Annotated in this window: 15 protein-coding genes; 6 read left to right on the forward strand and 9 right to left on the reverse strand. The window is 58.7% G+C overall.

Going from position 1 to position 15,205, the window contains the following annotated elements:
- Positions 1-23 precede the first annotated feature (23 nt).
- The 7 genes from AC3D24_RS21355 to AC3D24_RS21385 form a co-directional block, all read right to left on the reverse strand.
- Entirely contained in the window at positions 24-248 is a 225-nt protein-coding gene (locus AC3D24_RS21355; protein WP_489033497.1) for a DUF6894 family protein, read from the reverse strand.
- 570 nt (positions 249-818) lie between these two features.
- Complete coding sequence (istB, locus tag AC3D24_RS21360; RefSeq protein WP_489033499.1) at positions 819-1,547, reverse strand: IS21-like element helper ATPase IstB; 729 nt, start codon at positions 1,545-1,547, stop codon at positions 819-821.
- The gene (istA, locus tag AC3D24_RS21365) at positions 1,534-3,045 is read right to left on the reverse strand and encodes an IS21 family transposase (protein ID WP_489033500.1); all 1,512 of its coding nucleotides are present in this window, start codon (positions 3,043-3,045) and stop codon (positions 1,534-1,536) included. The genes istB and istA overlap by 14 nt, the downstream gene beginning before the upstream one ends.
- Before the next feature lie 165 nt (positions 3,046-3,210).
- On the reverse strand, positions 3,211-3,915 hold the full coding sequence (locus AC3D24_RS21370) for a Crp/Fnr family transcriptional regulator (protein WP_489033502.1): 705 nt from the start codon (positions 3,913-3,915) through the stop codon (positions 3,211-3,213).
- Positions 3,916-3,952: 37 nt separating this feature from the next.
- The gene (locus AC3D24_RS21375; RefSeq protein ID WP_489033504.1) at positions 3,953-4,192 is read right to left on the reverse strand and encodes a DUF6894 family protein; all 240 of its coding nucleotides are present in this window, start codon (positions 4,190-4,192) and stop codon (positions 3,953-3,955) included.
- A 190-nt stretch (positions 4,193-4,382) separates the two neighbouring features.
- Positions 4,383-5,573 (reverse strand): DUF2252 family protein, encoded by a 1,191-nt coding sequence (locus AC3D24_RS21380; protein WP_489033505.1) that lies wholly within the window; start codon positions 5,571-5,573, stop codon positions 4,383-4,385.
- Between the two features lie 616 nt (positions 5,574-6,189).
- The gene (locus tag AC3D24_RS21385) at positions 6,190-7,245 is read right to left on the reverse strand and encodes a site-specific integrase (RefSeq protein WP_489033507.1); all 1,056 of its coding nucleotides are present in this window, start codon (positions 7,243-7,245) and stop codon (positions 6,190-6,192) included.
- Positions 7,246-7,661: 416 nt separating this feature from the next.
- On the opposite strand from AC3D24_RS21385, the gene AC3D24_RS21390 reads away from it, so the two are divergent.
- The 4 genes from AC3D24_RS21390 (at position 7,662) to AC3D24_RS21405 (ending at position 11,393) form a co-directional block, all read left to right on the forward strand.
- Positions 7,662-7,943: a type II toxin-antitoxin system Phd/YefM family antitoxin gene (locus tag AC3D24_RS21390; protein WP_132834004.1), complete on the forward strand. Its 282-nt coding sequence runs from the start codon at positions 7,662-7,664 to the stop codon at positions 7,941-7,943.
- Complete coding sequence (locus AC3D24_RS21395; protein WP_489033510.1) at positions 7,852-8,340, forward strand: hypothetical protein; 489 nt, start codon at positions 7,852-7,854, stop codon at positions 8,338-8,340. The genes AC3D24_RS21390 and AC3D24_RS21395 overlap by 92 nt, the downstream gene beginning before the upstream one ends.
- A 248-nt stretch (positions 8,341-8,588) precedes the next feature.
- A complete protein-coding gene (locus AC3D24_RS21400; RefSeq protein WP_489033512.1) occupies positions 8,589-9,644 on the forward strand; it encodes a dsDNA nuclease domain-containing protein in 1,056 nt (351 codons plus the stop codon).
- Positions 9,645-9,701: 57 nt separating this feature from the next.
- Positions 9,702-11,393, forward strand: a complete 1,692-nt coding sequence (locus AC3D24_RS21405) for a hypothetical protein (RefSeq protein WP_489033514.1) — start codon at positions 9,702-9,704, stop codon at positions 11,391-11,393.
- Positions 11,394-11,645: 252 nt separating this feature from the next.
- Here the strand turns inward: AC3D24_RS21405 and AC3D24_RS21410 are convergent, their stop codons facing one another.
- A complete protein-coding gene (locus AC3D24_RS21410; protein WP_489033515.1) occupies positions 11,646-12,446 on the reverse strand; it encodes a hypothetical protein in 801 nt (266 codons plus the stop codon).
- Positions 12,443-13,510 carry a hypothetical protein gene (locus AC3D24_RS21415; protein WP_489033516.1) on the reverse strand — a complete coding sequence of 356 codons (1,068 nt, stop codon included), beginning with the start codon at positions 13,508-13,510 and terminating at the stop codon, positions 12,443-12,445. The genes AC3D24_RS21410 and AC3D24_RS21415 overlap by 4 nt, the downstream gene beginning before the upstream one ends.
- Positions 13,511-13,551: 41 nt before the next feature.
- On the opposite strand from AC3D24_RS21415, the gene AC3D24_RS21420 reads away from it, so the two are divergent.
- Positions 13,552-14,376 (forward strand): AbiJ-NTD4 domain-containing protein, encoded by an 825-nt coding sequence (locus AC3D24_RS21420; protein WP_489033517.1) that lies wholly within the window; start codon positions 13,552-13,554, stop codon positions 14,374-14,376.
- Entirely contained in the window at positions 14,373-15,152 is a 780-nt protein-coding gene (locus AC3D24_RS21425; RefSeq protein ID WP_489033518.1) for a trypsin-like peptidase domain-containing protein, read from the forward strand. Before AC3D24_RS21420 ends, AC3D24_RS21425 begins: the two co-directional genes overlap by 4 nt.
- Positions 15,153-15,205 lie beyond the last annotated feature (53 nt).

Consider the following 15,205-nt stretch of genomic DNA (forward strand, 5'->3'; position numbering starts at 1 on the left):
CGCTTGATAGTTAATGCAAGTAATTAAAGTATAATATCTAATATATCTCCAAATGGAACGACGTGAAGAATGTCTCCTTGATCATCGGTAATTTCAATCCAATGGCTTTTATATATCGACTGGCTGGAAGTAATGCGGGTGGCAATTAGATCCCGCGCACCAGCAACCGCTTCTTTTTTAGTCTCTTCCAGATCTACACGATCAACGCCTTCAACGTCGATCGCATCAATGTCATTGTACGAATTCATGTGGATTTTCGGCAAGACGATATACTTCAGTTATTTTGCAGGGTGGATCGACACTGAAGATAGAACCCCGGTAAGGTTTCGATAGACCATCGGTTTACCATGATGATAACAATAGACGGGGGTCTTGATCTATGCTGATCCGGCCCCTCCAAATTTACGATTTTCAGAACATTTCAGCTAGTTGTCTCCCCCGCAGCGGGGCACGTTTCAACGCCTATCCAAATTCCAGCACCTTGATCCAAACGGTCGCCCCCGTCTTCTCTCCGCCGCTCTCGCTCGTTTTAACAGTCACCGCTATTTAGCATCTGCGTGTCGGAAAAACTGAAGCCGGCTAGGAGGAGTTGGAAGCCAAGCTGGCGCAGGTGAAGGAGCGCCTAATCCGGTCGCATCAGTCCCGACCTGTCAATCGGCGTCCAAAAAGGACCCCCTATCGGCGTCCAAAAGAGACCCCTTCGTTGGGCGGCGTGACGGTAACGGACGCGCCGTTCGCGCTGGTTGCGGCGTAGGGCGGGCGTAGCCCGCCCGGAGGCGTAACCAGCGCGAAGCGTTCCTCTGTCGGGTTCCCGAGGGCTAGCTGCGGTGCTTGAAGCGCCAGCTGCCGTTGCCGGTTTCGACGATGTCGCAGTGGTGCGTAATGCGGTCGAGCAGCGCGGTGGTCATCTTGGGGTCGCCGAAGACAGTCGGCCATTCGCCAAAGGCAAGGTTCGTAGTGACGATGACCGAGGTCCGCTCGTAGAGCTTGCTGACCAGGTGGAAGAGCAGCTGGCCGCCCGAGCGGGCGAACGGCAGATAACCAAGCTCGTCGAGCACCACGACCTCAAGGCGTGACAGCTGAGCTGCAAGCGCGCCGGCCTTGCCGAGGCGAGTTTCCTCCTCAAGCCGGTTCACCAGGTCGACCGTGTTGAAGTAGCGGCCGCGGGCGCCGTTTCGCACGACGTTGGCGGTAATGGCGCTGGCGAGGTGCGTCTTGCCGGTGCCCGTACCACCGACGAGCACGATGTTGCGCTGGCCGGCCAAGAAGGAGCCGCTGTGCAGCGAGCGCACCAGGCCTTCGTTGATGGGCGTGCCGTCAAATACGAAGGCGTCGAGGTCCTTCACCGCCGGCAGCTTGGCGGCTGACATCCGGTAGCGGACCGACGCTGCATGGCGATGGGCCGTCTCTGCCCGCAGCAGGTCGGTCAGGATTTCCATCGTCATACGCTTGCGCTGCAGGCCGGTGGTGACCGCTTCGTCGAAGGCACCAGCCATGCCCTTGAGCCCTAACTCGGCCATGGCCGTCATCATCTCATGCCGCTGCATGGAAACCTCGCAGGCTGTCGTAGCGACCGCAGTCGGCACGAGGTGGATGGCGCAGCGCCAGGTCCTCGGGTGTGGCGATGGCCAACGGTCGTGGCGGCTCGCGCCGACGGGCGAGGATGTTGAGAATGACGTCGTCGCTGGTGATACCGGCCAGCAATGCTTCACGGACGGCCGCCTCGACGAGATCGAGCCCGTCGTCGAGCACCGCTGCAAGCACGCGCACGAACCGCCGGTCTGCATCATCGCCAGCGCCGAGCTTGCGCCGCAGTCGTGACAGCGCAGGCGGCAACTCCCAGTCCTGGAATGGCGCGCCGTTACGTAAGGCGCCGGGCTTGGTCACGAGCACCGGCAGATAGTGCCACGGGTCGTAGATGGTGCGGTCGCGACCAAAGAACCGAGGATGGTCGGCGAGTACCTCATCGCCGAGGCGCACGACGATGCGGGTAGCATAGGCACGCACCTGGACCGTGCGCCGCACTGCTTTGGCCGAGACGGAATAGCGGTTGCGGTCGAAGCTTATCAGGCACGTGCCGCTCACCGCATGCTCGCTCTCGTAGAACCCGTCGAAGGGCGCGGCGACCGGCTGGAGCACACCGCGCTCGGCAGCCCACGCCTGGGCAACCGTCAGTTCCTTCTGCTCAGGGTGCTGGTGCAGGTCGGCCCAGCGGCAACATTCCGCCTCCAGCCAGCCGTTCAGCTCCTGGAGGCTGACAAAGCGCAGGCGCGGTTGGAAGAACCGACCGCGTGCCGTCTGGACCTGGTTTTCGACCTGGCCTTTCTCCCAGCCGGCTGCCGGCGAGCATGCGGTCGGCTCGACCATGTAGTGGTTCGCCATGACCAGAAAACGCCGGTTGAAAACCCGTTCCTTGCCTGTGAACACGCTCGTCACGGCAGTCTTCATGTTGTCGTAGATGCCCCGCGTCGGCACGCCACCGAAGAAGGCGAATGCCCGCGCATGGGCGTCGAACAGCATCTCCTGCGTCTCGCGCGGATAGGCTCGCACGTACATCACCCGCGATGCGCACAGCCGCACATGCGCAACCTTCACCCGCATCGGCTTGCCCGCGATCTCGACGTCTTCGTGGCTCCAGTCGAACTGGTAGGCCTCGCCCGGCCGGAACAGCAGCGGGATGAACGCTGGCGCGTCCATTACGTCGCGACGCCGAGCCTGCCGCCAGCGGGTAGCGTAGCGGCGCACCGCGTCGTACGAGCCGTCGAACCCCTCACGCAGCAGCAGATCGTGGATACGCGTGATGCGCAGCTTCTCGCGCCGGGGCCGCGCCTCATCCTCTTCCAACAGCGCATCGAGCCGCATCTGAAACGGCCCCAATTTTGGCAACGGCTGTACTTCTCGCCGGTACTTGGTGTCCGCCTCCGGCGCCCGGATCGCCCTGCGCACGACACCGCGTGACAAATGCAGGTCTCGCATTATCGCCTTGATGGCTTTGCCCGACGCGTGCTCGCGCCGGATCCTCAATACCGTCTCCAATACCAACATCCCGATCTCGCCGCCTGACATCTGCCAAGCGGACAGCCTTAGACCAACGGAATGAGGGGTCCTTTTTCGACGCCGATCACCCCGCTACCGGGGTCCTTTTTCCACGCCGATCCACAGTCCCGACCTATGCCAATCAACAGGCCAGTTTGTGATCCGTCTACGCACTTATCCTATGGCGTGCAGATAGCCTGAATCAAACCCGGCCGCTTTTTGAAGCTTGGGAAAGTCCGTAATCTCGACAGTGCGGTTCTTGATGGACATCATCCCCGCCTCGCGCAGGTGGCGCACGACGCGGTTGACGTGGACAGGGGTTAAGCCAAGGGCATCGCCCAACTCCTCCTGCGTGAGCGGAAGATCGAAGCCATCGGGCCGAGTGTTTCCAGCAATGCCAAGGCGGACGAAAAGTTCGCATATCAGGTGGGCAACTCTCCCGGCCGCGTCGCGCTTTCCCAAGCTGATCATCCAGGCTCGTAACGCACTTTCATCCACCAAGCCCGCCAGCCATAAGGCGCGGGCGATCAGCGGCCGAGCGAGAAGTTCGTCCATGTCCGAAGGGGCAATAAAAGCAACTTTAGCTGGCGTAAGAGTGCTGATCCCATGATCCATTTGTCGCAGCAGAGTGGCGCGAGAATTACAGAGATCGCCTGGCAGCAGGAAGGCGGTAATCTGGCGAGCACCGCTCACGACGATGTTGTATCGACAGCACCATCCGGAAACCAGAAGATGGACGTGAGTAGGCCTATCGCCTTCTCGTAAGATATCTTTGCGGGCGCCAATCAATCGAATGTCATTCAAAACGGTTTTGATTAGTGATTTGTCGGCCGCGGGCAACTCGCCCAGGGTTTGTAGTTTGTCGATTATGGCATCCATGCGACGCCGTAACATGAGTTAAATATCTGCGATATACTCAGTATCCGGTCACGCCGATCGCCTCCTTGAAAGGGAGCTTCAGCACCTGATGCCCTTCAACATCGAAAACCTCGATGTGACAGCTCAGACATAGCTGCCCAACCCGAACCTCCGCCGCCATAATGTCTCTTGCCGCTTGAATAGCCGATAGACGAACCGATCCAATATCGTCGTGATTCACACCATCATCGTCAAAAGTAATATGGCCGCATTCATGTAAGTTGAAGAAGTAGCGCATAACAAAATTCGTTTATATGAAGGCCGGGAGCTTTTTCTCTTACAGAAAATGTCTGTATAAACACATGGAGTTGCCGTAGATTCACGCTGATTTAGATTAGTTGGCTTGCGGCCAATCCCGGCAACGGACAAAGATTGTGGAAGGGCCCGTCCCTTTGGATGGGTGCTCCTTGATCCATGCGACCGAAAAATCAAGCCAGGGCATACCGCCTACAATGGTCAAGATACCCGGCCTCGTGACTGCCGGCTAAGGATACGATGCTCTCCCATAGCCATGTAGGCGCGTCGATGGCGCCGCGGCGGTCGGCATTGAGAATATCGGCCCAATCACGCCGCGTCGTGTCATCCATCTGGCGGGCGTGTGCCTTGCCGACGACAAAGGCGAGATAATTTGAGGCCTTGACCGCTTCACCATTGCTGAATTGATCGACCTCCAGCTTCAGATCCTGCGGCGACAGCTCACGAATAAATAGCGACCGGCCGAATGCCCTGGTCGCAACCATGCGTTCGCCGAGATGCGGCGATAAGGCGCGCGCTGCTGCCACCACCCTCTCCGCTGGATCGGCTGGCATGATCGCTCCGGGTGATGCAGGCGCGATCGGAGCGATCGCTTCCTTGAGGTCGAGCAGTGCATAATCCGATCGGCCCTTCGCGTTCTTCAGGCCGACCAGGGCGGCAAAGCGCAGCAGGCCAAGCGAACTGCATCCCTTCATCCAATAGGCGGCATCGACCATCCTGACGCTGCGGTTCCGGTCTTTGTGATCGAGCGACAAAATCAGGTTCGAGACATCGGGCGCGCCGAGCATGTCGCGAAGGGTGACGCGCTCATCATCCTCCAAAGCCCAGAACTTGTCGCCGACCGGGATGACGGGATCGGGGCTTTCCAGCCGCTCCTTCGCGAGATGCTTCCATTTGCGGCCCAGCGCGCGGCGTTTTACGCTGCGTACCACGTCCGGTTCTGGGCCGGCGTCCCCGCTGATCGGATCGGCCATGGCCTTGGCATAGCCATCGACCATCGCCTCCATCATCCGCGCAGTCGTGACACCGGGGAGATCCGAGCCGCGCGCGGCTGTTGCCAGCGACAGGCCAAGCCGGATGAGGTCGTGGGCCGGATTGCCGATCACTGCTTGGTCGAGGTCGCGGATTTGTACCTCAATGCGGCCGTTGCCATCGTCGATCGGGCCTAAGTTGCCGAGGTGGCAGTCGCCACAAATCCAGATTGCCGGTCCGCGCGGAACACGTTTCGCCGCTGGCGAGCCTTCTAACCATTCGTAGAATTTGGCGGTATTGCCTCGTACATAGGCATGGGTCGAACGGGCCATTTTTAGTGCGCGTTTGGATACAAGAAGCGCATGACGTTCATCGCGGGTCGGGCTGGCCATGAGGTTCCTTGTGATGTTCCAAGCCAAGAGCGTTCGGGCGCATCCTACGTTCCAGCTCCATAGTTCAGCGCGCTTAACACGAGATGCGGTGCCAGCAGCAGAAGCGCCAGATACATGAGGCGTTGGGAGCAGCAGCTGACGCGCATAACTGCGATTGCGTTTTCCCGAATAGTCCAGATCGATGAACAAATGAGACAATCTTAGGTGTCGGAAAACACATGATTTCCGATGGCACCCCCGTGGCCACTGACCTAGCCATTAATTGAGGATCAGCCTGGGCGACAAACCGTGTCGCTTTGCCAGAGTAGGCGAAAACCCGATCTTGGAGGTTTTCCGTCACTATCGATCGTTAGCGGGTAGCTGGCTCCGTTCTGTGCGCCGACCCCTGTCTCCGACAACGAGATCAATCTTATTTTGCACGACGAAACAACCGGCGACACGAAGGTCGTTCAGCGGGCCGCGGCATCGACTGGGACGGCGATACCTGATTCTCGAATCGTCGAGTTTAACCCGGACGTATTTTAGGATGACGAAGCGGTGAGCAGCGGGAGTGTCGTCGAAAGCACGAACTTTGGTGTCCCTCGCATTCGTTCTCACCGCTCCACGGCTGACGCAATCACAAAAACCCTTCGCCCGCATGTTCCCGAAAGCGCTCGTGATCGCGGACATACTCGGCGACCATGTCGATCGAGGCATGGCGGCTATGCTCACGCATCTTGAACAGATTGGCATTCTGCCGCCCTGCTTCGGTAAGAAACCCAGCTCGCAGTGAGTGCCCGGAGAATAAGGCCTCCGGATAGCCCGCGGATCGAGCGGCAGCTTTCACAACAAGCGCCACACCTTGCGCGCTCATCGGCTGTGCGGTCAGCCGCCCTTGTGGTGTCAGCTTGCGAAACACAGACCCACTCTCGATCCCGGCCTTCGCCAGCCAGGCGCGATAATGGCGCACCGGCTCGAGGCGCCGGCCATCGGGAATGGCGACGCTATGCCCCCTGCCCTCCTGGTCGGTCTTCGACGTCGGTACGCGGATCAGCAGCCCGCGCGTATCGTCCGACACCCGGCCCACGGTAATCGCCACCAACTCGGAGCGACGAAACGCCCCGGCCATCCCGATCGCCAACAAGGCTCGGTCACGGAACGACCGAAGATCCCCGCCATCGATCGTCCGCAACATATCACGCAACACGTCGCCGTCTGCGGGGCGCTTCTTTCCCGACGGATCGTCGCGCTTGTCGCGGCGGATGGCACGCATGGCTTTTTCCAGCCGCGCGCCGTCTGGCTGTTGCGTCGGCGGATCGAACCCCGCTGCACGGTGCGCAAAGACGATTGCCGATAGCCGTCGACCGATCGTTGAACGCCCGAGCGGCTTCGCCAAAGCCTCGCGCCCTCCACGAGCCCGATGCGGCGTCCGTGGCGCAAACCCGCGCTCAGCCAGTAAGGTCAGGAAGGCGGCAACGATCGCCGGCATCGCGGGCAGCGATTGATATCCGCTTTCCTCGCACCAGGCGCAAAAGAGCCGCCAGTCGGATTGGTAGGCGCGCAGCGTCGCTTCCGCCGACGCGCGAGCGACATAGCCATCGACCCGCTCGCGATCATCCGGTGCGAGATCGGGTAGGTATGCGGCGAGCGCGCTGACTTGATCGGCCAAGACGAGGCCAGTGGCCCGGCTCATGTCAGTTTCGGCATCGTGTGACACGTCGGTTCGCTCGATCATCGAAATAGCCCAGAGGCCACGTTTTGCGGCACTGGTTGGGTACGCGAATGGCCAATTTCACGCCAGCATCTTCTAGCAGGAATGAGGTTTATCGCTAGAATGATTTGCCGAATATTTCGCGTTCTCCACTTCATTCCTTCTTCGCCTTTTCGACGGGCTCTCCAAGCTTGACGTGTCTTGACGTTTATCCCTGTTTTCCCTATTTCATCGATATCGGCTTTAAGCCGGTCGTGCTTTTACCACGATCCGCGAGTGCAGGCTGAACCCGCACGCGCGACCGAGCCCCTCGCGTACAGGCAGCAGCCGGCATGCGATCGAGATCCCGCCGCGCAAGGCAGCAGCCTGCAACGCATCCAGCACAGGAACACCCGCTCATGGCGACGAGCATGGAAATCGTACCCTCGGGCGAATTGCAAAAGCAGTTCGGCCGCTATTCCGACGAGGCAATGATCCGCCCGGTCGGCGTTAGCCGGAACGGCCGCGTGCGCTTCGTCATGGTCCCCGTCGATGAATATGAGCGTCTGCGCCGTCGTGAACGGATCGCCGGCCGCGTGGAGGATCTTGATGACGAAACCCTCGAAGCCATCCGCGGCGTCGAACCCGGCCGCGGCGCCCAAGACGCCGAAAAAAGGCTCAACGCTGCCGCAACCGGGTGAAGTCCTTAACTACAGCTACCTGTGGGAATATGAGTACGTTAAAGGCCGCGATGAAGGTATAAAGGACCGGCCCGTCGCCGTTGTTCTGGTGACCCGTCAGAAGGATGGGATCGATCAGGTGCACGTCGTGCCGCTCACCACCAAGGCCCCTACCCGCGATCAGTTAGCGATCGAAGTGCCGGAAGCCGTTCGCCGCGACTTGGGTCTGTCGAGCGATCGGTCGTGGATCATCATCACTGAGTGGAACCGGTTTGCCTGGCCCGGCTACGATATTCGCCCTGTGCCCGGCCGCGAGCCCTCTGTCAGCTATGGCTATCTGCCCGCAAGCTTCTTTCGGCGCGTCCGCGACGCGATCGTCGCAGCTGGTATCGGGCGTCCTGTTGACCGCGATGAATGAGAGCGCTTGGCGAACGGCGGCTTCGCGCGGAAGCGGACCATGTAGGATGATGCTCTTTAACCAGCGGATGGGTAGGTTTGCGTCGTTGGCAGCCTAGTCTCTCCAACGCGGACGGTAGGCAAAGCGTTTTAAACGCGGGCGTAGCCGGTATCCTACCTGTACAGCGTCTCAGGATCAGCTGTCGCATTCATGCCGTTGAGCACCATACGGAAACGTGTAGTCTTCTCCCGATCAACGGGGGGGTCATTTTGCCGATCAAAGACGCTTTGCTTACCGTTCCCCAACGTGAGGAGGGAGGGCGGACAGCATATGACCGTTTCGACTACCAGACGGCATGGGGCCTATCTCGCCTGCTTGAGCTGCACGAAGCCGGGGAAAACTATGCCGTCGCATTCGAATTCCATGATGATATCGTTTCTTTGGACGACGCTGATAAACCAAGTAGCGCCACATTCTATCAAGTAAAAACCAAAGAGACCGGCAACTGGTCGTTTGCCAAGATCACGATGCGAACTTCTTCAAAGACTGGCAAGAAGCCATCGTTTGCTGGTAGGATGTTCGAAAATTTTTCGCGGTTTGGGGCGACTGTCGTGAAGCTCGCCTTTGTCAGCAACCAGCCTCTGCCAGAAGTAATCGCGGTGCACGGCGAGAAGGGATTTTCGACTTCGGAGCAGGCGAAGCTGCAGAAGTTCGTCACGGCGCTGTCAGCTGAATCACCCGAGTTTAAGTACACCGAGCACACCAGCCTGTTCTTTTTCGTGTTCTCTCATCTCAATCTAACAAGCTACGAGAATACGGTCATCGGACAGATTGCTGAATTCCTCGATTCGGAGCTTGGCTCCCACATTCCAACCAAGCCGTTTGCGCTCGCATTGAATGATCACTGCCGCAAGCGTTCTAAGAAGCTCGCGGACGTTTCCGACTTCGAGCAGCTTAAGTCATCTAAGTTCGTCACCAGGGCCGATATGGTCAAGTGGCTGTCTCAGGCTCGGGATCAGCATGACAGTCGGCCCGAATGGGCGCCGGTCGCGGCCGAGCTTAAAGGGGCGTTCGCTGACAAAGTGAAGATCGAACGCGCTTGGCGCGAATACGAGGTGCTGCTCCATTCGCGTGCTAACGCCGCGACGATCGCCTTCACGGAGAAGGTGCGTTCGATCATAGATCCAGCACTGGAGGACGCCGAGGACTACGCCAGCCTCATCGAGGCTGTCGCTACGACTGTCGGCCCGATCGTTAGAGCCTGGCGACCGGGCGCAGATACCCACTTCATCAGCGCTGTAATTCTCTACGAGCTGAAACGATGAGCGACAATCGATATCGCCGATACTCGCTACTTGTCAGAAATCTTCGAAAGAAAAATGATGAAAGTACTGCGCTTCGAGTCCTTGGAGTTGTTGTCTCTTCGCGAACGCAAGGGCCGCAAGATCGACTTTCACCCTCTGATGACGGTGATAACGGGGACGAATGACGTTGGAAAGTCGTCAGTCATCAAGAGCCTCTATTGGGCTTTCGGAGCATCGCCGGCCATAACCCATCCGACGTGGTCGGCAGCCAATGTGAAGGCGATGGTCACCTTCACGGTCAACAACACCCGCTACCGGATCGTACGCGATCACAATTCGATCGGCGTATTCGACGAGGGCGGACGGATGCTGCTCGTCACAGGTCAGATCACCAAGGAGCTTGCGCCGTACCTCGCAGATCTGCTCGACTTCCATTTGGTTCTAACGAACCGACAGGGCGCACCGGAGATCCCGCCACCGGCTTACGCGTTCCTGCCGTTCTATATCGATCAGGATAGCGGCTGGACGAAACCGTTAGATTCCTTCGACAGCCTTGGCCAGTACGCCGACTTCCGCAAGCCGCTGCTAGAGTTTCACACCGGCATCCTTCCGAATGAATATTATCGGCTGGAGGCAGAGAAGCGTCGACTGCAGCTCGATCAGCGCACTCTCGAGGCGGATCGTAGGGTTATTCAAAAAGCTGTCGAGCGCTTCAAGCTGGAGGTTCAGTTCGATGGATTAGAGCTTTCCATCGAAGGGCACGAGCTGGCCATCGAACAACTCCTCGGCCGTATCCAATCTGTCCGGACTGTGCGTCAGGAACGGGCGAAGCAATTGGCAGCCGCTCAGGACGAGAGGATGCTAATCGAGCAGCAGCTCCAGATCGTAAGGGCGTCGATAGTCGAACTAGAGAAGGATGCGACTTTCGCTGCCGAACTTCCCGAGGAAGTGTTCTGCCCTACGTGCGGTACGAACCATCAAAACGACTTCGCTAACCGCTATGGCATCGTTCAGGATCGCGAGTCCTGTTTCGAGTTTTTCTCAGAGGCAAGAAGCCGGGTAACTGAGCTCACTTCGAAGGCAGTGAAGGCGGAGGCCGAAGTGCGCCTCGCGGATCGGGCCATCGTGGAGATCCAGACGTCCATCGAGTCAAAGAAGGGGGACATAAGCCTGTTTGAGGTAATCGAAAGTCGAGGGCGCAGGATAGCATCTGACATGTTCGACGAACAGATCAACGATCTGAATTCGCAGATCGGGAAAATTGTCGGCGACATCAAAGACATCGCCACAGGTCTTGAAAAACTCAAAGACAAGGCTCGGCGCGATACAATCGTGAGGTTCTACTCAGAGTTAATGTTGCGATATCTCAGGCGTCTGGACGTGACGAATTTTAGTGCAGACGAGGTGATCAAGATCCCCGCCAGGATCCGCGAAACCGGCAGCGATCTACCGCGAGCTGTCCTTTCATATTTTCTTGCGATAATCCAGACGATCTCGAAGTACTCCTCTTCAGTTTTTGGGCCGATCGTCGTCGATAGCCCCAATCAGCAAGACCAGGACGACACGAACGTCGCCAAGATGATCGACCTCATCATTTCCGAACGACCCGAACAGGCCCAAGTCGTGCTCGGGACAGTATCACTACATGGCCGGAAGGTGGAGAACGGAAAAGTGATAGACTTGACCGAGAAAAAGTCGGTCCTCAGGACCTTGGAGTTTGAAGCTGTATCGGCGTCGCTCCGCCCATACCTGAACCAAATGACCGCTTAAGAGGCTGGAATACGGAGCGTCGCGGTCAGTGGTTTACTGAGTGCAAACGAAGAATCGTGGAATAGCTGGTGTCTTTGAGTCAACCCGGCTCTTTCTATGCGGGCTTTTCTCGAAATCTGTTCCCGAGAAAATTTTTCGAAATGGCCTTATGGAGATAAAGTAAAGGGAAAGGTGCCCAACGATAACGTTAAGGTTGTGAGCGCGATGCTCACCGACAGGGCCACTTCCACCTCCGCCGTGCCTCATTAAATCTTAATGCCGGTGAGACGCCCAACGAGCGGGGTAGCCCCGGCCAAACCTCTCATAGTCCGTTTCCGCAGGGGAATGGATGGCGAGTATCAGCTCGGGCGGAATCGGCTCGACCACAACGATATCCGATCCACCGCCCCAGGCCCCCTGACAGTCGAGCGCAAACGAATATGTGTCGACGACATCCTTGGCAGCACTCTCGATCCTCGTGGTGATCCGCAACGGCAACGCAAACTCGATGACGCGGGGTCGTCCGATCGATCCCAGCAGGTCGGCAATTGGCCCCTCTTGATGGGCAAAGTTGAGAGATTCTCCACCCCAACCGTTGACCAGCCCGGTCACCATGCTGTCGTCCATCTCGAACGGTTGCGATGACAGCCAAATCTTGCCGTTCCGATTGCCGTCGATCTGCTCGTGGTAGGGGCTAGCTGCGAACAAGTTGTCGCCGACCGTGGACGAAAGCTCACCGGCCTCGATCATCGCGTCGAGCCTTCGTCGTATCAAATTAAGCGACATCGGGTGCATGCCCTTCGCTTTGATCATCGCAGCCTCACCATCGGTCAGCCGGGTGTAGTGCCAGGCGCGGATAGTGCGCTCGGCCATCATGACGGTAACGTCGGCGTATAGGGCGCTGTGCGGAGGCCCGAACACGTTCTGCTCATGAAAGCCCCGAACCGTCTGCTTCTCCCGTTCCTCGAACAAGCGCCGCGACTCCGCCCAGAAGTTGCGGATCAACTCGGCATGCTGTTCCAGAAACGAACGAAGCTCGGCGTCGAACGTCTCGATGTCCCAGACGTCGATCACGAAGAGTGCCTTTCGGCTGCGAGAGCCGCAATCCGCTTCGCGGCCAGCGTAATTAGAGTTTCGGTTTCTCCCGGCGCCCAATCAGCGACACTGTGGCCGAGCTTGAACCAAGGAAGCCGCTCACAACGACGGCGGAACATATGTGGTAGGGGGATATCCGCCCAAGGGTTCTCAAATAGGACCAGACCCTTCTCGAAACAGATGATAGCTGCAGCAAGGTGGCTCTTCTTAGTGCCTGTGAGACGGAAGCGGCCTTCGTGGCCCATCTCGATACGCTTACGATTTCCCTCTTCGAGGATCGGCGCCCCCTTCCATCCATAAAAAGCGTGCCAGATCGCACCGGAAGTCAGACCAACGTGGCCCGAAACCAGCGGGATCGTTTGCTCGAGCAGCGTGTGCGTCATCGCTCCGAAACGGCTGAGGTCAAGCCACAGAACTGAGGGCACGCCCTCCCGACGCTGAGCCTCTTTATCCTTGGCCCGGCATAGCCTGCTGATCACGTTTGCCTGAATCGAGTCAAACGGATTGTTCGGATCGGGCTTGCCGCCCGGATACAACGCCGTCGTAGTGAAAGTGACTGTGTGATCTCCGACCTTCTCTGATCGGCGATCGACGCCGGGTAGCTCTTTGCCATTCGCGACAGCTTGGCGAAACGTCGTCTGCTGTCCCGCCTCGTGCCGCGCATGCACTTCAACTGTAACTTCTCCGTCGCCGGCATTGACTACGAAATCGGGGGTTGCACCGCGTTTACCGCCGGCAGTAATCGGCTGGACACTAAACCCCGCCTCCAGCATCGCGCCAAACGCACGCAATTCAGCCAATGCGGCCGCTGCGTCTGGAATGTTCTCAGTACCCGCCGCCCTTTCGATGACGTTGAGCATCGCTTCGCGCTGGTCAGGCAGGCAAGCAAGGGCATCGGCCGCTTTCCGCGTCAGGAAATCCGTCGCGCTGGCCTGCTGTTGGAACAGCGCGCTCCATGTCGGATGCCGATCGCCCGCAAAAAGCGGCGCTGCATCGATCGCCTTTATCTGGTCGGACGTAAAGATGGTGTGAAGAAACGACATCGTCGTATTAGGTAAGGTCGGCGAGCAGGGATCGCCATGCTATGGCGGTCGTCATGAACGATTTCGGATCAAGCTTTTCGGACCGGCACGGCTACCACGGTGACGAGCGCGAAATCACCATTCGCGAAGATGCGCCGGAGGAAATCCGAGCGGGGGTCCTCATGCTCGGCTACGCGGGCGGCATGGGTCCATCAGGACTTCGAGCCATGATCTGCGAAGTGCTGCTCAAGCGGCCAGACCCCGGCAACTGGTCGCCTGGGAATGTGGAGGGCGAGGTTTCGCGTCTGATCGGTGAGGCTCCCTGGTACAATGTCTATGACATCGCTGAGCGCCTCCATGGCGAAATACGGAAAGACGATTATTCTGGTACCAAGCAGGTCGAATTCGAGCGACGGCTGAACCAGTTGTTCCGCGAGCATGGCGTCGGCTGGCAAATGGAGAACGGCTCCATCATCGCGCGAGGCTCGGAAGCTTTTACAATCGCGTCGAAGGAGGCGGTTTCAACCATGCGCAACGCGGGCAAAGTGACGGCCGCGACGGAGATCCACGAAGCGCTGATCGACATCTCGCGCCGTCCCAATGCCGACGTTACAGGCGCAATCCAACATGCGATGGCGGCGCTCGAATGTGTCGCCCGGGAGATCGACAGCAGCAAGGATACGCTCGGGAAGATCATCCCCAGATTGACGCTTCCTGCTCCCCTGGACGGCGCTCTGCACCGGCTGTGGGGTTTCGCGTCTGAACAGGGACGCCACATCCAGGAGGGTCGTGAGCCACGCTTCGAAGAGGCCGAACTTGTCGTGACAGTCGCCTCTGCCGTCAGCGTCTACCTTCTCCGCAGTGCCGCGTTGGCCGAACGGCGATGACCGCCCCAGGAATAGATCCCTGTTCGCTGGTCCCGCTTTATGTCGAGCCACATTTTCGTGAGACACAGCTCAGCCAAGCAACCGCGTTTTTATGGTTGAGGTACGACGGCAAGCTTGCCCTGGTGACGAATTGGCACGTGGTGGCAGGGCGAAACCCCGAGACGAACGAGTGCCTATCTCAAATGGGCGGTATTCCTGATCACCTCCGGCTTCACATGCCGTATTTAGATCGTGCGATCCCGCCCCTTATCATCGACATCCCCACTGTGGCCAGCGATGGCGAACCGTTATGGAGTGAGCACCAGCGACACGGGCGTACGGTAGATGTCGTCGCGCTGCCGATATCATTGCCGCGGCCCGACGTCATCGCCACGATGCCAATGAACGCTATCCGTACCGTTCCCCTCAAGCAGCGTGTCGGATTTCCGCTTTTCATCCTCGGCTTCCCGTTCGGCCGGCAAGGTTTAGGTCTGCCGGTCTGGAAGCAGGGGAGCTTCGCAAGCGAGCCTTATTTCACGGGCCACGATGCGCAACGCTATTTGATCGTTGATACAGCATCGCGGCCAGGAATGTCGGGATCACCAGTGATTCAGCGCGCCCACGGCGAGATCGAGCTTGAAGACGCCCACGGTCGAATGGCTGCCGGCGACGGTGGGTGCCGCTTCGTCGGTATCTACTCCGGTCGGTTTCATACCAACGACGTTGGCGACGCGCAGCTTGGGCGGGTGTGGCCCGCCACACTCGTCGAAGAAATCGTAAATTCAGCCCGGCTCTAAGCAAACTCCCGATATCCGTCCATAGGCCGCGAAGCCAAGCCGGCGGGCTACTC

Source organism: Sphingomonas sp. SL1004, assembly GCF_057815015.1.